This is a genomic window from Pseudomonas sp. BP01 (genome assembly GCF_022760795.1).
Lineage (GTDB): Bacteria > Pseudomonadota > Gammaproteobacteria > Pseudomonadales > Pseudomonadaceae > Aquipseudomonas > Aquipseudomonas putida_Q.
Genome location: NZ_JAFBKA010000027.1, coordinates 1 through 18,368, shown reverse-complemented (window position 1 = coordinate 18,368; position 18,368 = coordinate 1). Strand labels below are relative to the sequence as shown.

The 18,368-nt window shown below is 56.0% G+C and carries 11 protein-coding genes and 4 pseudogenes; all 15 read right to left on the bottom strand.

What is annotated here, in order from left to right:
- Positions 1-50 precede the first annotated feature (50 nt).
- Entirely contained in the window at positions 51-1,505 is a 1,455-nt protein-coding gene (locus JOY50_RS21400) for an amidase (RefSeq protein WP_243055785.1), read from the bottom strand.
- The gene (locus JOY50_RS21395; RefSeq protein ID WP_138736339.1) at positions 1,502-2,812 is read right to left on the bottom strand and encodes a citrate-proton symporter; all 1,311 of its coding nucleotides are present in this window, start codon (positions 2,810-2,812) and stop codon (positions 1,502-1,504) included. Before JOY50_RS21395 ends, JOY50_RS21400 begins: the two co-directional genes overlap by 4 nt.
- A gap of 83 nt (positions 2,813-2,895) precedes the next feature.
- On the bottom strand, positions 2,896-4,071 hold the full coding sequence (locus tag JOY50_RS21390) for a M20 aminoacylase family protein (RefSeq protein WP_243055783.1): 1,176 nt from the start codon (positions 4,069-4,071) through the stop codon (positions 2,896-2,898).
- A 180-nt stretch (positions 4,072-4,251) separates the two neighbouring features.
- Entirely contained in the window at positions 4,252-5,049 is a 798-nt protein-coding gene (locus JOY50_RS21385) for an RHS repeat-associated core domain-containing protein (protein WP_243055781.1), read from the bottom strand.
- Between the two features lie 329 nt (positions 5,050-5,378).
- Positions 5,379-5,780, bottom strand: a pseudogene (locus tag JOY50_RS21380) (sugar-binding protein); the annotation flags it as partial.
- 81 nt (positions 5,781-5,861) lie between these two features.
- Positions 5,862-6,455, bottom strand: coding sequence for a hypothetical protein (locus JOY50_RS21375; protein ID WP_138736336.1), 594 nt, complete (start codon positions 6,453-6,455; stop codon positions 5,862-5,864).
- Between the two features lie 168 nt (positions 6,456-6,623).
- Positions 6,624-8,669: pseudogene (locus JOY50_RS21370) on the bottom strand (type IV secretion protein Rhs); the annotation flags it as partial.
- Between the two features lie 54 nt (positions 8,670-8,723).
- On the bottom strand, positions 8,724-9,032 hold the full coding sequence (locus JOY50_RS21365) for a hypothetical protein (RefSeq protein WP_243055780.1): 309 nt from the start codon (positions 9,030-9,032) through the stop codon (positions 8,724-8,726).
- Positions 9,033-9,064: 32 nt separating this feature from the next.
- On the bottom strand, positions 9,065-9,613 hold the full coding sequence (locus JOY50_RS21360) for a hypothetical protein (protein WP_243055778.1): 549 nt from the start codon (positions 9,611-9,613) through the stop codon (positions 9,065-9,067).
- A gap of 362 nt (positions 9,614-9,975) precedes the next feature.
- A pseudogene (locus JOY50_RS21355) lies at positions 9,976-11,613 on the bottom strand (RHS domain-containing protein); the annotation flags it as partial.
- Positions 11,614-12,006: 393 nt separating this feature from the next.
- On the bottom strand, positions 12,007-12,594 hold the full coding sequence (locus tag JOY50_RS21350) for a hypothetical protein (protein WP_243055775.1): 588 nt from the start codon (positions 12,592-12,594) through the stop codon (positions 12,007-12,009).
- Between the two features lie 498 nt (positions 12,595-13,092).
- The gene (locus JOY50_RS21345) at positions 13,093-13,728 is read right to left on the bottom strand and encodes an imm11 family protein (protein ID WP_243055773.1); all 636 of its coding nucleotides are present in this window, start codon (positions 13,726-13,728) and stop codon (positions 13,093-13,095) included.
- Positions 13,725-15,947 (bottom strand): annotated as a pseudogene (locus tag JOY50_RS21340) (RHS repeat-associated core domain-containing protein); the annotation flags it as partial. The gene JOY50_RS21345 and the pseudogene JOY50_RS21340, both read right to left, overlap by 4 nt.
- Before the next feature lie 54 nt (positions 15,948-16,001).
- Positions 16,002-16,316 (bottom strand): hypothetical protein, encoded by a 315-nt coding sequence (locus JOY50_RS21335; protein WP_031322798.1) that lies wholly within the window; start codon positions 16,314-16,316, stop codon positions 16,002-16,004.
- Positions 16,317-16,323: 7 nt separating this feature from the next.
- The coding region (locus tag JOY50_RS21330; protein WP_243055771.1) for an RHS repeat-associated core domain-containing protein at positions 16,324-18,368 on the bottom strand (2,045 nt) is incomplete at its 5' end.

Genomic DNA, 18,368 nt, shown 5'->3' with positions numbered 1-18,368 from the left:
GCTGGATGGTCAGCATAGCCAGCAAGAACCGCGCCTGCCCAGTGCTTTCATCAGGCCTGCAGGCACGGTGGCGGGCGCCGCTCAACCCACCGGGTCAGCTGTTCATGGGCGTATGCCAGTTGCAACACCGCATGATCGGCCTGGGCCGGGCCTATGATTTGCAGGCCCATAGGCAAGCCGGCGTTGTTGAAGCCGACCGGTACGCTGATGCTCGGCAAGCCGGCCAGGGTCGGCCCGATCACCACCTCCATCCAGCGATGGTAGGTGTCCATCGCCCGCCCCCCGACCACCGTCGGCCATGCCAGTTTTGCATCGAAAGGGAACACCTGGGCGGACGGCAACAGCAGATAGTCGTAACGTTCGAACAGGTTGGCCAAGGCGCGGTACCAGTCACTGCGGTCCAGCGAGGCCTGGTACAGCGAGGCCGCGCTCAGTTGCAAGGCGCCCTCTACCTCCCACTGTGCTTCGGGCTTGAGCAAGGCGCGCCTGGCTGGGTCGGCATAGGCCGCGCCAAGGTTGCCGTGCACCAGGAAGTGGCGGTGGGTGAGCCAGCATTGCCACAAACGCGCCGGGTCGAATGCCGGTTGGCAAGCCTCGACCCGGCAGCCCAGTTCGGCGAAATCGGCCAACGCTGCTTCACACAGGCCCAACACCCCGTCATCCATCGGCAGGTAGCCGTTGTAGTCACCCAGCCAGCCAACCCGCACACCCCGAAAATCGCGGTGCAGCCCTGCGGCGAAATCGCGTCGGCCCTCGCTCAGCGACAGCGGCACTCGTGCATCAACGCCTGCCTGGGTCGACAACAGCCGCGCCACATCCACCACGCTGCGCCCCATCGGCCCTTCGGTAGCCAGCTGCTGCACGAACAGTTCGGGCGCAGGACCATGTGGCACACGGCCCTGCGACGGGCGCAGGCCGAACACATTGTTGAACGCCGCCGGGTTGCGCAGCGAGCCCATCATGTCGCTGCCGTCAGCCACCGGCAGCAGGCGCATGGCCAGCGCCGCTGCCGCCCCGCCACTGCTGCCGCCGGCCACCCGCTGCGGGTTGTAGGCATTGGTGGTGGTACCGAACAGGGTGTTATAGGTTTGCGAACCGAGGCCGAACTCCGGCACGTTGCTTTTACCAACGATCAGCGCCCCGCTCGCCCGCACCCGCGCCACGCTGATGGCGTCATGCTCGGGTACCTGTTCGGCGAACAACGGCGAGCCCAGGGTGGTGCGCAACCCGGCAGTGGCAGCCAGGTCCTTGATCGCCTGTGGCATGCCGTGCATCCAGCCGCGGGAATGGCCCCGCTTCAGCTCACGGTCACGCTCATCGGCCTCGGCCAACACCGCCTCGGCCGGGCGCAGCGACACCAGTGCGTTGACCTGCGGGTTGCAGCGCTCGATGTGCGCGAGATAAGCCTGCATCACCTCCCGGCACGATACCTGCCGGGCATGGATGGCCTGGGACAAAGCTTGAGCATCGAGGGCAACGATGGGGTCGATGGCTAACGGCTTCACGGTTTTACTCCAAGGTTGAAAGTGACAGGCTTGCCCGCCCGGGGTGCTTCTTTCAGGCAATAGGTACCCAGCAGCGTCAGCAGGCAGGCGAACAGCACGTAGAACGACGGTGCCACCGGGGTAGCGAGCACCTTGGTAAGCCAGGTGACGATCAACGGGGCAAAGCCGCCAAACACCATCACCGCTACGTTATAGGCCACCGAGACACCCGTGGAGCGCACCTCGACCGGGAACTGCTCGGCCAGGGCGGTCGGGGCCGGGCCAAAGAAGCCGCCGATGGCCGTGCACAGCAGTAGTTGCATCACCAGTAGGCGCTCCAGCGAAGGCGCAGCGGCCACCCACACATACAGTGGGTAGACCATCACGAAAAAGGCCAGGGTGAAAGCCATCAGCACCGGGCGCCGCCCCACCCGGTCAGACAACGCCCCGGCCAGAGGAATGACCACGGTCATCAGCCCCACGGCCAGCATCTGCACCAGTAGCACCTGGTCCAGCGGCAGCCCGAGGCTCTTGTGGGCGAAGGTCGGCATGTTCACCAGTACCACGTAGAACGAAACCGTGGCGCCACAGGCCAGCCCCATCGACACCAGCAGGCTGCGCCGATGCTCACGCAGAACTTGCCACAGGCTAGGCGACTGGCCCTTGGCCTGGCGGCGCGCCTCGACGAACTCCTCGGGCTCTTCCATGTGCTTGCGTATCCACAACCCGACCGGGCCGATCAGCAGGCCCAGCACGAACGGGATGCGCCAGCCCCAGCTGTCCAGCGCCTCAGGCGAACACAAGTGCGTCACCAGGGCCACCATCGCCGCCCCGGAAAACACCGCCAGGCACTGCCCTACCAATTGCCACGAGCCATACAGGCCCTTGCGGTGTGCAGGCGCGCTCTCCACCAGAAACGCCGTGGCGCTGGCGTACTCGCCACCGGTGGCAAACCCTTGCAGCATGCGCGCCACCACGATCAGCAGCGGCGCGGCCATGCCGATGGCCAGGTAGTCGGGTGCAAAGGCGATCATGGCGATCGATACGGTCATCAGGCGGATGATCATCTGCATCGCCGCCTTGCGGCCCTTGCGATCGGAATACATGCCCAGCAACACGCCACCCACCGGGCGCATGAAAAAGCCCACCCCAAAAGTGGCCAGGGCCATCAGCAGCGAGGCGTATTCGTCATCCGACGGAAAAAACTGCCGGGCGATGATGCTGGCCAGAAAGCCGTAAACAATAAAGTCGTACCACTCCAGGGCGTTGCCGATAACGGCGGCGACCACTTGCCGGGTACGCGACACGCCGGTGCTCGAAGTCTGCATAGGGAACACTCCACACAATGATTGGGTGATCGCCCAGGCGCGGTCGCGCCCGGGTTCCAGCGGCAGTCGTCAAAAAGGAAAGGTCAGGCGGGCGTGAGCCAGCGTTCTGCCAGCGCGCCCCAGTAGGCGGCACCGGTCAGCAGGATGTCGTCGTTGAAGTCGTAGGCCGGGTTATGCACCATCGGCCGCGATACACCATTGCCGATGAACAGGTAGGCGCCCGGGCAGCGTTGCAGCATCCAGGCAAAGTCCTCGCTGCCCATCAGTTTGCGGGTGTTGGCATCCACCGCCTCGGCACCGAGCAACTCCACCCCCACCTGCGTGGCGAAGGCGTTTTCTGCGGCATGGTTGACCAGTACCGGGTAGGCCGGGCGGTGCTCGATGCTGGCACGGCAACCAAAGCTTTCGGCCTGGCTGACGATGATCGCGCGTACCCGCTCCAGGGTCTGCGCCCGCACCTCGGCGTTCAGCGCACGCAGGCTAAGGCGTAACAGCGCCTGTTGCGGAATCACGTTGGCCGCTTCGCCGGCCTGCAACGCGCCGACGGTGACCACCGCAGCCTCCTGCGCATCGATGTTACGCGCCACCACGGTTTGCAGCGCCATCACCACACTGGCCGCTGCCACCAGCGGGTCTACGGTCAGGTGCGGCATCGAGCCATGGCCGCCCACTCCGTCGAGGGTCACCATGAGCAGGTCTTGCGAGGCCATGATCGGCCCCTCGCGAAAACCAAGATGCCCGGCCGGCAGCCCAGGCATGTTGTGCATGCCGAACAGCGCATCGCAGGGGAAGCGTTCCAGCAGGCCATCGGCCAGCATCGCCTCGGCACCGCCCTGGCCCTCCTCGGCCGGCTGGAAGATCAGCGTCAGCGTACCGTCGAACTGCCGGGTTGCCGCCAGGTAGCGCGCGGCGCCAAGCAGCATGGTGGTGTGCCCGTCATGGCCGCAGGCGTGCATGCAGCCCTGGTGCTGGCTGCTGTAGGCCGCGCCCGTTGCTTCGTGGATAGGCAGCGCGTCCATGTCGGCGCGCAAGCCCAGCCGGCGTGTGCTGCTGCCATTGCGCAGCACACCGACCACACCGGTCTTGCCGATGCCGGTGTGCACTTCATAGCCCCACGCCTCAAGCAGCCGGGCGACCAGCGCCGAGGTGCGGCTCTCTTCAAAACCCAGTTCCGGGTGGGCGTGGATATCGTGACGGATCGCGTGCAGGTCGCTGGCCACATCGTTCAGCCAGGCCAGGATGTGCTGATGTCGGGACATGTAGAGTCTCCTCGCGCGGGTGGTTTCCCGTTCTTGTTGTTCGCCTTGAGGTCACGACGGGTAAGGCAGGTCGTGCTTGGCTGACAGATAAGCGCGAGGAGAGATGAAGCACAATCGAATCTGGTTTCACACCATGGAACCGAAAGCATCGAGGCGACCTGGCACCGTTTGCCAGACTGTTCATCCCCTGCCGGCAGGCAGGCGAACCAATAATACTTTTTCTGGCAACGGCTCGAGGATGGCCGACTCCTGGACGCGTATTCGATTCCACCCAGTAGCTTCCTTGATGGACTCAATTGCCAACCTACCGAAGGGGAGTCTATTCAACCTGGCTTGATGATAGGTCGACCTCATATCGGTCAACAGTTGCCTGATTTTGCCCACCCCCGCAAGAGACGCAGCCCCTATCCCGGCCCCAGCCACCAGTTCAGCCCCTATTGACTCAAAGGGCGCTGAAAGAGCGAGCGCTGCCCCGGGTGCCTTGATCACGGTACCGGCCAACCCACCAATAAATATCATCGCATTGTTGGTTCGGCTCGCGTCATCAAACTCCTTCGGTATTGGCCGCCCTTCATCCTTGGCAATCGAACGTTTGACTATTGCTTTGGATGCCTTGTTCAGCGACGAGAGCATCCCCACCGTTCCCCATACGAGTCCGGTGGCCTGCCCTACTGCACGTGTGGGCGAATGGCCATCGCGGTCAACATGGTTGATGGGGTCACCCGTGCAATAGGCGTATGCATTGAGGCCTCCCCGACCAAACGGGCTGAATGCATCGGGGCTGAGAAAGCGCATTTGCACGATGTGGTAGCCACGTTTGCCATTACCCAGCAGATAACAGTGCGGCGCTTGCGCAACAGCCTCGCCGGCAAAGGCCAACAAAGGCCTGCCCCGAACCGCGTGGTAACCATAGGGTGTGTATGCCCGCAGCAGGGCATCATTGCCTGTTTGTACTGGGGGTTGTTGGTAGGTTTGCATGGCTTCAATTTCCTGTTAGTGGTGATCGGCCATTCACACTAACCCCATCAACATGCCATAAATAACTCTCAGACTTGATGGCCGGAAACATTACCCACGGACGATCGAGACTTCCCTATGTATTCGGCTGTTGGATGACGATTTCCATCAAGTTCCGCGCTTTTGCACAAGCCTAATAGATCAATCCAGGCCAACGTATCGAGGGTTAGCAGGATTCAATGGCCACTCTCGGGGCAGACCAGGTACAACTGCTCGTGCGCGTTTTAGATGCGACCCACAATATGCAGTATAAAAAAATATGGGCTCTCCCCATGGCGCGGCAGAGCCGACTTGCGCCCATCCGGCAGGGTCAGCGTGGCCAGGTTGCTGAGTGGGTCGTACTCGTATCCGAGCGTGCCGCCAGGGCTGATTTCTTTCGTCAGCCGACCGAGCAGATCGTAGGCGTACTCAAGCTTTTCTTCCGTGATCCCAAGCTGGTTGCCGATCCCGGTCGGTTGCCGCGCGATGCTCAGCAGCCGGTCGCCGTCGTCGTACGCGAATGTCTGGCTCGCATCACGGTTGATCTTGGCGATCAGGCGGCCAATGGCATCACGCTCGAACAGCGTATGGCGCTCTGGCCGTTCTGCATTCTCGCCATAGCCAATCTCATCCAGTCGCGTGAGATGGCCACCGACGTTGTAGCTGAAACGCCGGGTCAGGTTATCCACCCGTACTTCTTCGCTAAGCCGGTCCTTTAGGGGGCTGAGCATTATGGTGCCAAAATAGTATCCTACATTTGAGACGCCGCAAACAATCACACGGAAACCCAACAGCTAGACTCTATAAACGTAAATTTTTGATCCTTTATTGCAAAAATATAGCCCTATGACATTTTCACCTTCTCGCTCTACGCATATCTCTGTACCAGGAACACTATTACTGGCATATGTAATCATTGACACTGTCCGCCCTGCCTCACACCTATACTCATAACACCAGTATTCACCATCTTCATCCAAACGACATGATATATTTGGAACTCCTCCCTCAAATACAACCCCAGACGCCCTAATCGCTTCTCCGTCATCGTCATAACGCACTGAATAAGTCGACTGCCCCTCCAACTGATATATTTCAGTCTCTATTACTGTAGAGCTCACACCATATATATCCGACCTGTGAAATCCACCCTGCTTCGAGCAATAAAACTTAAAGCAATTTTTTTTATTCTTTGGCTCCGAACTCAAAATGGGAGACGGAGTCACCCCAGACAGTTCCAGCCCATAAGGCAATATAGAAAAACCTGGACCTTTGGACCATTTTATTTCTTCACTTGCGACGCACTGCATACCTACGGCTTCAGAAAAATCAGACTCAAGCTTAGATTTTAGAAGCTCAAGCAAATTCTTAAATTTATCGGGAATCACAGTTACCTCCTAACAGCGAAAGTTTTACCACTATTTAATTGTTCCTTCAGCTCAGCAAGCCCACTCAGAAACTCTTTCTTCGTTGTTCTACCAACCAATGAATCATACACATGTTGCTTGTAGGCATTCCCATGTATGCCGGCACCCTTGTGTGGCGTTGCCAGCGTGCCGCCACTGTTTGATCCGGTTGTCCTTGACCTTGTCGAACTGCCGCGCATTGAAGTCCAACCGGTTGGCTGCCGGGTCGTAGCGGAACTCCTCACTGCCTACCAGCGAGCCGGTATCACGGCTACGCAACTGGCCGTTGGCTTCATATTCGTACTTGATCTCGCCACGCAGCTTGTCGAGGGTGCGCACCAGTTCACCGGCTGGGTCGTACTGGTAACGGCGGTGAATCGGGTTGTACGCATGCTCCACCAGCAGCGACGTATTCACGCCAGTGTTATGCACCTGCGAGAGCTTGTCAGCCGACAAGGTTGACGCAAACTGCCAGGCCTTGCGCCCCATGGCGTCATAACCGAAGCAGCTGGTGAGCTTGCCTTGGGTGCGGTACACCTCGCGGTGCAGGTCATCGCGCTCCATGTCACTGATCAGCAGCCCGTCCAGGTTCAACTGGTGCAGGTGGCCGCTGCCGTAGTACAGGTGATTGACCTTGCGCCCATCCGGCAGGGTCAGCGTGGTCAGGTTGCTGAGTGGGTCGTACTCATAGCCCAAGGTGCCAGCGGGGGTGATCTCTTTCGTCAGCCGGCCCAACAGATCATAGGTGTACTCCAGCTTTTCCTCGGTCATCCCGAGCTGCTTGCCGATGCCGGTCGGGTAGCGCTCGATGCTCAGCAACCGGTCACCGTCGTCATAGCTGAACTGCTGCTGCGCATCGCTATTAAGCTTGGTAATCAAACGGCCAATGGCATCACGCTCGAACAGCGTATGGCGCTCGGGCCGCTCGGCATTTTCGCCATAGCCAATCTCATCCACTCGTGTGAGATGGCCACCGACGTTGTAGCTGAAGCGCCGGGTCAGGTTATCCACCCGTACTTCTTCGCTAAGCCGGTCCGACACGTCGTAGGCAAAGCTGTACGTGGCGTTGTTCTCGTTGACCAGCGCGGTCAGGCGAATGGCCTTGTCGTACTCGTAGCGAACCCGCTGGCCCTTGGCATCCTGGCGGCTGCTCGGCAGGCCGCGGGCGGTGCGCATCAGGCGGGTGGTCTGGCCCTTGCCGTCGGTGTGGCTGAGTACCTGGCCGTAGACGTTGTAGGTAAAGGTTTCGGTGGTGCCGTCCGGGTGGCTGATGCGCTGCACTTCGCCGTTGGGCTTGCGTTCCAGCGTGGTGGTCTGGTTCAGCGCGTCCGTTACCGCGACCAGGTGCTGGCGCTCGTCATAGCGGTAGTACGTGCTCTTGCCCGAGCAGTCCTGAAAACGCTCGACCTGGGCCAGGGTGTTCCACCACAGGTACTTGGACTTGTAGGTCGCATCAATGATGGTGTGCGGCAGGCCGTCATCGCTGTTCAGGTACTCGGTCATCTGGCCGAGGGCATCGATTTCGGCGAGCAGGTTGCCCTTGTCGTCGTAGCGCCCCTGCCAGGTGCTGCCATCCGGGTAGCTGACTTTGGTCACCAGCGTGGTCAGGTGGTGGTACTCGTACTGGATCTTGCGCCCCAGTGGATCGGTTTCTTCCAGCAGGCGGGCGTATTCATCGTACTTGAAGGCGAGCCGGTTGCCGTCTGGCAGGCCCAGGCCGACCATGTTGCCGTGCTCGTCCAGCTCGATGGCGTAACGTTCGCCACCGTAGTCGCGGCTGGCGACCACGCGGTGGTCGGCGTTGTACTGCACTTGCAGCTCACGGCCGAGCACATCGGTGGCCCAGCTGGTGCGGCTGTCGAGGTCGTAGCGGAAGTGGTAATGCTCGCCGTCGCTGGTCCAGTGCTCGACCACGCGCGGCTTGTCGCCCAGGGTTTGCCAACGGTAGTGGCAGCCCAGGCCCAGGGCGTTGCTGTGGGTCACCATCAGGCCGTCGGCGTAGCTGAAGCTGCGCACGGTGTCGCCGTTGCGGTTGATCACCGCGCTCAGCTGGCCGTGTTCGTCGTAGCGGTACTGGGTGAGCGTTTCGACCGCCTCATTGTTGACCACGCGCTTGATGTCGGTCAGGCGACCCAGCGGGTTGTCGTAGTGCAGGTGCACGCGGATGCCGCCGGTGGCGCTGATGTCGATCAACGTTTCATTATATTTTAAAGAGCCAAAAAACACAGCAATATACAAAAACACTCAACTCTACCAATCTCCTCGCCATGCCTCGAGGTAAAAGCTTTCTCTTGGTATCCCTACAAGCTCTCCAAGCCTATACAGAACGTCCAACAAGGAGTCTCTTTCGGCTGTTTCAATTGGCAGTGCCAACGCATTGATATCAAGCATACACCTCCTAAACAGCGGAAGCATTGCCATACCATATTGAGAACAAGGGACTTCAACCAAATCGGCCGCCAACTGATTCAATATAGGCAGCAAATCAGTCAAGCAATTCGCATCACCTTCCAAAAACTGCAATTGCCCAACAAAAACATCCACCTTTGAAAGTCCCATATTCGAGTTCCAGTCCTCTCATAAAGAGCATGCTAATTTCCGGGAAAATTTTTAGGCCGCTCCAAACCTGGATATATCACTCTTTTTTGCTCATCCCAGTTAACACCTGTATCATGAAAGAATTTAAGTCTATTTTTCAGCTTATCCGGATCACCAAAGACACCACAAAACTCATGCGAATTGATAATGTCCAAATCAGCGCTGATAGAGAGATTCGATTTAATCACGCGCGCCCCGAAGCTTGAGTATCGGTCAGTTAACTCGATAAGATTGGCAGTATAGGTATCCTCGGCAACCCATTCAAAAGAAAGCATTTGCTTATTAATGGAGCGATGATTCACAACCACCTCGCCGATTTCAAGAACTCTCACAAACAAAGACTTTAGTCGCTTTTCTGCAACAAAAATACAAAATAGCAAATTAGCATTATTCAGATCACAACCTCGCCAATCATCATGAACGCTAAAAACATCAAAAAATTCCATCAAGCCATTAGTTCTCATTTGGGCTAGAGTAAAGAGAGCATCATCTAACTTTACGACCAAAACCGAATCCTCAACCCACTTTACACTTTTCAACATCCAGAAGCTCCTGTTTTCATAACTTTAGCCGCGTTGGTTTTTGCTCTATATTCATCTGCGGCTGCGAGGTACGTGGCCGCATTCGGATTTTTGGCTCCGACTGGATTTTGTAAGTTCGAAGTTTTCGCAAGCCCACCGCGATCTTCAAAAACCCGCTGCTCCAGCCCCCTAGCAATATTTTTGCCAGATTGGCCGTCACCAACAAATATTGGTTTAGGGGCTTGATCGAAGCCTGATGTATTTGGATATCTATACCGTAACACATCTTCCGCCGAATGCCCCAGTCCTGGTTTGCTGGCATAGCCAATATATGGCCTACCATTTTTGATACCTTCATAAGTTATATGAGTTGCATTAGCAGGATTACCTGCCCAACCAAGAGGGTCCAGCCAGCCAGTTAATCCACCCAAGAGACCTATCGGATCATGAGTAGTATATCTCCCTACGCTGGACTCATAATATCTGAAAGTATTATAGTAAAGCCCCGTTTCAAAATCATAGTATTGGCCTTGGAACCGCAGGTTCTGCTCAATTTGGTTAACTATCAGCAGCGCTACCTCACCCCACGAACGATACGCCACCTGCCAAACGATCTTGCCGTCACTGTCTGTCAACTCCAACGGCGTACCAATCTGATCCGTATGGAAGTAGTAAACCTTCTGCCCCTCTCCTTCAACCTGATCAACCCGCGCCAATGGCGCATAGCTACGCGGCTCATACAGGTACAAGGTGTTCTGCTTTGGCGTCTCCTCGCGCAGCATTCGCAAGCCTTGCCACAGGAAGCGCTTCTGCTCGACCTCACCGTCGATCTCAGCCCGCTTGGCCACCCGTCGCCCCAAGCTGTCATAACGGTAGTGCCCGGTACTCTCCAACTTGCCATCGACCACCGTCTCCGCGCGCACCAGCCGGTTCTCGCAGTCATAGCTAAAGCTGTGCAGCTTGCTGTGCCCAGAGCGCTTCTCGATCAGGTTGCCCCACGGATCGTAGCGGTACTCCTGGTCCCGCCACTGTTTGATCCGGTTGTCCTTGACCTTGTCGAACTGCCGCGCATTGAAGTCCAACCGGTTGGCTGCCGGGTCGTAGCGGAACTCTTCACTGCCTACCAGCGAGCCGGTATCACGGCTACGCAACTGGCCGTTGGCTTCATATTCGTACTTGATCTCGCCACGCAGCTTGTCGAGGGTGCGCACCAGTTCACCGGCCGGGTCGTACTGGTAACGGCGGTGAATCGGGTTGTACGCATGCTCCACCAGCAGCGACGTATTCACGCCAGTGTTATGCACCTGCGAGAGCTTGTCAGCCGACAAGGTTGACGCATACTGCCAGGCCTTACGCCCCATGGCGTCATAACCGAAGCAGCTGGTGAGCTTGCCCTGCGTGCGGTACACCTCGCGGTGCAGGTCGTCATGCTCCATGTCGCTGATCACCAGCCCGTCCAGGTTCAACTGGTGCAGGTGGCCGCTGCCGTAGTACAGGTGATTGACCTTGCGCCCATCCGGCAGGGTCAGCGTGGTCAGGTTGCTGAGTGGGTCGTACTCATAGCCCAAGGTGCCAGCGGGTGTGATCTCTTTGGTCAGCCGGCCCAAAAGATCATAGGTGTACTCCAGTTTTTCCTCGGTCACCCCGAGCTGCTTGCCGATGCCGGTCGGTTGCCGCGCGATGCTCAGCAACCGGTCACCGTCGTCATAGCTGAACTGCTGCTGCGCATCGCTATTAAGCTTGGTAATCAAACGGCCAATGGCATCACGCTCGAACAGCGTATGACGCTCTGGCCGTTCGGCATTCTCGCCATAACCAATCTCATCCAGTCGCGCGAGATGGCCACCGACGTTGTAGCTGAAACGCCGGGTCAGGTTATCCACCCGCACTTCTTCGCTCAGCCGGTCCGACACGTCGTAGGCAAAGCTGTACGTGGCGTTGTTTTCGTTGACCAGCGCGGTCAGGCGAATGGCCTTGTCGTACTCGTAGCGAACCCGCTGGCCCTTGGCATCCTGGCGGCTGATCACCGCGCTCAGCTGGCCGTGTTCGTCGTAGCGGTACTGGGTGAGCGTTTCCACCGCTTCGTTGTTCACCACCCGCTTGATGTCGGTCAGGCGACCCAGCGGGTTGTCGTAGTGCAGGTGCACGCGGGTGCCGCCGCTGGCGCTGATGTCGGTCAGCGTACCGTCGGGCGTGCGGGTGAAGTGCAGGAAGTGGTCGCCCTCAGTGCACACCAAGTACACCTGTTTGTAAGGGTTATAGATGCGCTAGCCGATAAATGCCGTAACAAACTGACTCCGCCAACACTTTGGCAGAGCCAGTCCAACTATTAACTGTTAAAGATCACGCCATCAAACCCTTACAGCAAAAACTTATGCAGAAAGTAATTCTCGAAAAACTAGAATACAAGACATCTAATCCTTAAACTGCACTCCGCGAACCGAACTATTTTCAAAAATAGACTTGACGCGAGCAGTTACCACAATTACGGGGCTGTCCTCTTCAGCCCTAACGACATCACTAGAAAGTATTGCCTCATCATCCAAAACTATCTTGCTGAACCATTCAGGGCCATCTGGCATATAGCTAAGCAACGGTTCACTAATGGACTCCCTCAAGTTAAAAGCTGGTGACTTATCAATCACATTTAAAACTTTGTAACCAGCATAGGAAACCTCACCTATCAGTAGATCCGCATCCACAAACTGAACACCAGAAATATTTTCTGCCCTCATTAATTCGTAGAGTCGTGGCGAAATCAAATTGGGCCCGTCACTGTAAAGAAAATCATAGCTCAGGAGTCTGGAGGCACTGACCCTTTTTGATCCCTCGAAACAGACCTTTATATCCTTGCTTACAGCAACGCCCTCTTTAAAAACCCCAGAATCTTCACCTGACAATATCTTTATCTTCAGCCAATAACTCTCAGGGTAATCATCTGAAATGGAAAGTATAAAGTTCTTAGCCACAAGTTGACCCTCTAACAGAATTTTTATCTGCATCGACCCACCTGCGCGCAACCCCTGTCTTTCATCAGCTATGACTCCGTGAGTAGCCTTTTGGTAGTTCGCCTTGATTCAGCCCTCTTTTACGCAATCATGAATAATATCCAGTTTCTTCACAGCCCAAGTATATTGCGCGTAATAGCCTTGATGTACCGTTCAGACCCGATGACTCCCCTCACATTTTGGCAGCCAAACAATATTATATAACTCGTGAAGCGTTACTTGCCCATCTGCTCGACATTATTCTTAGATAGCTACCACGAGATACGTGATGTTATTGAAAGTCATCTATCCCAAGCCATCTTACCATACCCCCCCAGACACGCGGCCTAAAGCATGGGCAGCGAAGACTTGATTACCCGCGTTGCGCTAACAAGGCAACGCTGACCCTGCCGCTTGTTAGGCAGCACCAACGCTGCCGCATACTATTCAAGGTCTGGCGTGACGCGCAACAATCGAAGACATCTAACCCCTTGCAAAACCCCCTTAGCACCTTTAAATATCGTTCAATTCAGCCCATGCATCATACGAATAATTATCATCGACCTTTTCAAACGAAACACCTTTCAAACCAGTTGCCGCTAACTTGAACTTTTCACTACAAAACAACTCCAATGTTTCTTGGCATCTAAAAATATCCGACTGCAGTTCTGTTGAAACCACAAACCTACTTATAGCATCAATATTCAAGCTCCCCCTATAAATATGACTTTCAATTTCTAGGCCGGTTTCCAGATCCTTGGATGTTTCGAACACTGACTCAACCTTATTGAGAGCCGCTAAGCTTTCACCAGGAAGAAAAAAGAAAAAATCCCCTTTCCTAGACTGTTCCTTATATGTTATCTCCAAAGGAATAGCCTTATATTTCGCCCCAACCTTATCGCAAACCTCTAAAAATTTTTTGGAGACGTAAGTATCACCGATGCTGTAGTAATCGAACTCCAGATCCGACAACTCCATCTCAAGCCCTGACAATTTTAAAACATACTGTTTAGTTATTTGTAGCTCCAGCGGACTTAATTCAAACGAATCCCACTCAAACTCATCATGATTAAAAAAACCTGACAGCACGATTGGACACCCAGTGTCCTGTGGATGATAGCGCAGAACATAATAATTGGAACCACTCATAAAAGCCTCCCAGTGATCGTATCCACTACAAAATTATTACTCTCCAGACCTTCTCTCGCGAAACTCTGAATTTTACTTATACCTAATACCAATTGCGTATCAGAAAGTTTACCGGCCCTAAAGGCGTCATTCAAAGCAGAAATCTTCGTCTCCACGACCTTAGTGTATTTAGCATGATTTGACCAATGCCCAGGCAGATCAATGTTTTGCGCTAGCTTTTTACTACCGGGCAAAAATATACCGTTGGATGCGCCATCATCATTAAAACCCATTGATCGAAGCTTGTTAAACATTTTTTGGTAACGAGGCTTTTTCATTATTTCTTCGGGGATTAAATGATGATTAGCCATTCCATCACCTTTTCTGGCCCCCATGTTATTACCCAGTTTCGTAGAGCACCACCCCAGCGGATCGATCTCTTGGGCCGGGTTTGCAGCGTACAAATATATATTTAAGCCCCCTGCCAAGCCTATGGGATCCTGAGTCAAAAAACGGCCAATATTAGGATCATAGAATCTGAAAACGTTGTAATGCAGCCCTGTTTCGCGATCAAAGTATTGCCCTTGGAAGCGTAGATTCTGCTCAACCTTGCTAACGGGCAGTTGCTCTACCGCCCCCCACGAGCGATACGTTGCCTGCCAAACAATCTCACCCTCGCTATCCGTCAGCTCCAACGGCGTACCAATCTGATCGGTATGGAAGTAATAGACCTTCTGCCCTTCCCCTTCAACCCGATCAACCCGATCAACCCGCGCCAACGGCGCATAACTTCCCGGCTCGTACAGGTACAGGATGTTCTGTCCAGGCGTTTCCTCCCGCAGCATCCTCAGCCCCTGCCAGAGGAAGCGCTTCTGTTCGACCTCACCGTTGATTTCCGCCTGCTTGGCGACCCGCCGCCCAAGGCTGTCGTACCGATACTCACCTTGGCTTTCCAGCTTGCCGTTAACCAACGTCTCCGCCCGCACAAGCCGGTTCTCGCAGTCATAACTAAAGCTCTGCAGCTTACTGTGCCCAGAGCGTTTCTCGATCAGGTTGCCCCACGGGTCGTAGCGGTACTCCTGGTCCCGCCACTGTTTGATCCGGTTGTCCTTGACCTTGTCGAACTGCCGCGCATTGAAGTCCAGGCGGTTAGCCGCCGGGTCGTAGCGGAACTCTTCACTGCCTATCAGCGAGCCGGTATCACGGCTACGCAACTGGCCGTTGGCTTCATATTCGTACTTGATCTCGCCACGCAGCTTGTCGAGGGTACGCACCAGTTCACCGGCCGGGTCGTACTGGTAACGGCGGTGGATCGGGTTGTAGGCGTGCTCCACCAGCAACGAGGTATTCACACCGGTGTTGTGTACTTGCGAGAGCTTGTCAGCCGACAAGGTTGACGCAAACTGCCACGCCTTGCGCCCCATGGCGTCATAACCGAAGCAACTGGTGAGCTTGCCCTGCGTGCGGTACACCTCGCGGTGCAGGTCATCGCGCTCCATGTCGCTGATCACCAGCCCGTCCAGGTTCAACTGGTGCAGGTGGCCGCTGACGTAGTACAGGTGATTGACCTTGCGCCCATCCGGCAGGGTCAGTGTGGTCAGGTTGCTGAGTGGGTCGTACTCATAGCCCAAGGTGCCAGCGGGGGTGATCTCTTTGGTCAGCCGGCCCAACAGATCATAGGTGTACTCCAGTTTTTCCTCGGTCACCCCGAGCTGCTTGCCGATGCCGGTCGGTTGCCGCGCGATGCTCAGCAGCCGGTCGCCGTCGTCGTAGGCGAATGTCTGGCTCGCATCACGGTTGATCTTGGCAACCAAACGGCCAATGGCATCACGCTCGAACAGCGTATGGCGCTCCGGCCGCACGGCATTTTCGCCATAGCCAATCTCATCCAGTCGCGTGAGATGGCCACCGACGTTGTAGCTGAAACGCCGGGTCAGGTTATTCACCCGCACTTCGTCGCTCAGCCGGTCCGAAGCGTCGTAGGCAAAGCTGTACGTGGCGTTGTTCTCGTTGACCAGCGCGGTCAGGCGAATGGCCTTGTCGTACTCGTAGCGAACCCGCTGGCCCTTGGCATCCTGGCGGCTGCTCGGCAGGCCGCGGGCCGTGCGCATCAGGCGGGTGGTCTGGCCCTTGCCGTCGGTGTGGCTGAGCACCTGGCCGTAGACGTTGTAGGTGAAGGTTTCGGTGGTGCCGTCCGGGTGGCTGATGCGCTGCGCTTCGCCGTCGGGCTTGCGCTCAACATAAGCTCTTTGCCACTTCTTGCCCTAGAAACAACCCTTAGTAAACCTTGCAATCTAGAATTCTAAAAAAGCGTCATTTTCAAAATAGTATTTAAAAGCCTCAAAGTAATCCTCAACAGTGGCCGAGGGAAGCTGCTGGTCCGTATAATTAATTACATCCTGTATCATTGGAGTATCTAGCGTTTCGATCCATCCTTCATTAGCCACCTGCGGCGGGAGATAATCAGTCGAATCTGGGGGGAAGTCACGACTATCTAATGAGAACGCACCCTTTGTATCCAGGGTCCAATTGCTATTTGGTAAATAGAACCAAGAGTCCGGCATTTTATCCAGATTCTCTAGAACTTCCCGTATGCTATAAACTCTCATAACCACCTCAGCACGATGTGTTTTGTAATGCCTTAAATCCACCCTTTTGATTAGGGTGTAAACTGGCTTGCACCGGTCCCTTCGCTTGGTGTTGCGCTCTCGGAATAAGCTCTATATCTTTAGGAGACTGAGCATTATGGTGCCAAGAGTGGTTTGGTGGGCTTCTGTCACTGAAGCCTCCTCTGGGTCCGGGTTGAATATGCTCCACTACTTCAGCGGGTAAAGCAGCCTTAAGCTCAGGGTATTGTAGCGTACGATTGTATAGCTCTTCATTAGCATATTTGAAATGCGCGCCCCTGTTCAAACTATGAATTTCTTGCGGCATCTCTACACTGGTCCATACGCTATATTGTGAACTAGATAGCGGACGGCCGCTACCGTCTACACCAGACCACCCCCACGGATCAATCCAATTGATGGGATTGAGCGTATAAAAATATAAATTTAGCCCACCCGCTAATCCAATCGGGTCTTGAGTAGCAAAGCGCCCAGCTTCCGGATCATAATATCTAAAGGTATTGTAGTGCAGGCCTGATTCATAATCAAAGTACTGGCCTTGGAAGCGTAGGTTCTGCTCAACCTTACTAACAGGTAGATGCTCTATCGCCCCCCAAGAGCGATAGGTCGCCTGCCAAGCGATCTGCCCGTCGCTGTCCGTCAACTCCAAGGGCGTACCAATCTGATCCGTATGGAAGTAATAGACCTTCTGCCCTTCCCCTTCAACCTGATCAACCCGCGCCAACGGCGCATAGCTTCCCGGCTCGTACAGGTACAAGATGCTCTGCCCTGGCGTTTCCTCCCGCAGCATCCTTAGCCCTTGCCAGAGGAAGCGCTTCTGCTCGACCTCGCCATTGATTTCAGCCTGCTTGGCTATTCGCCTCCCCAAGCTGTCGTAACGATACTCACCTTGGCTTTCTAGCCTGCCGTTAACCAACGTCTCCGCCCGCACCAGCCGGTTCTCGCAGTCATAGCTAAAGCTCTGCAGCTTGCTATGCCCCGAGCGCTTCTCGATCAGGTTGCCCCACGGGTCGTAGCGGTACTCCTGGTCCCGCCACTGTTTGATCCGGTTGTCCTTGACCTTGTCGAACTGCCGCGCATTGAAGTCCAGGCGGTTCGCCGCCGGGTCGTAGCGGAACTCTTCACTGCCTACCAGCGAGCCGGTATCACGGCTACGCAACTGGCCGTTGGCTTCATATTCGTATTTGATCTCGCCACGCAGCTTGTCGAGGGTGCGCACCAGTTCACCGGCCGGGTCGTACTGGTAACGGCGGTGAATCGGGTTGTACGCATGCTCCACCAGCAGCGACGTATTCACGCCAGTGTTATGCACCTGCGAGAGCTTGTCAGCCGACAAGGTTGACGCAAACTGCCAGGCCTTGCGCCCCATGGCGTCATAACCGAAGCAACTGGTGAGCTTGCCCTGGGTCCGGTACACCTCGCGGTGCAGGTCATCGCGCTCCATGTCGCTGATCACCAGCCCGTCCAGGTTCAACTGGTGCAGGTGGCCGCTGCCGTAGTACAGGTGATTGACCTTGCGCCCATCCGGCAGGTTCAGCGTGGTCAGGTTGCTGAGTGGGTCGTACTCGTAGCCGAGCGTGCCGTCAGGGGTGATTTCTTGGGTCAGACGGCCGAGCAGGTCGTAGGTGTATTCAAGCTTTTCTTCCGTGATCCCAAGCTGCTTGCCGATCCCGGTCGGTTGCCGCGCGATGCTCAGCAGGCGGTCACCGTCGTCATAGGTGAATCGCTGTTGTGCGTCGCTATTCAGTTTGGCGATCAGGCGGCCAATGGCATCACGCTCGAACAGCGTATGGCGCTCTGGCCGCTCGGCATTTTCGCCATAGCCAATCTCATCCAGTCGTGTGAGATGGCCACCGACGTTGTAGCTGAAGCGCCGGGTCAGGTTATCCACCCGTACTTCTTCGCTCAGCCGGTCCGACACGTCGTAGGCAAAGCTGTACGTGGCGTTGTTCTCGTTGACCAGCGCGGTCAGGCGAATGGCCTTGTCGTACTCGTAGCGAACCCGCTGGCCCTTGGCATCCTGGCGGCTGCTCG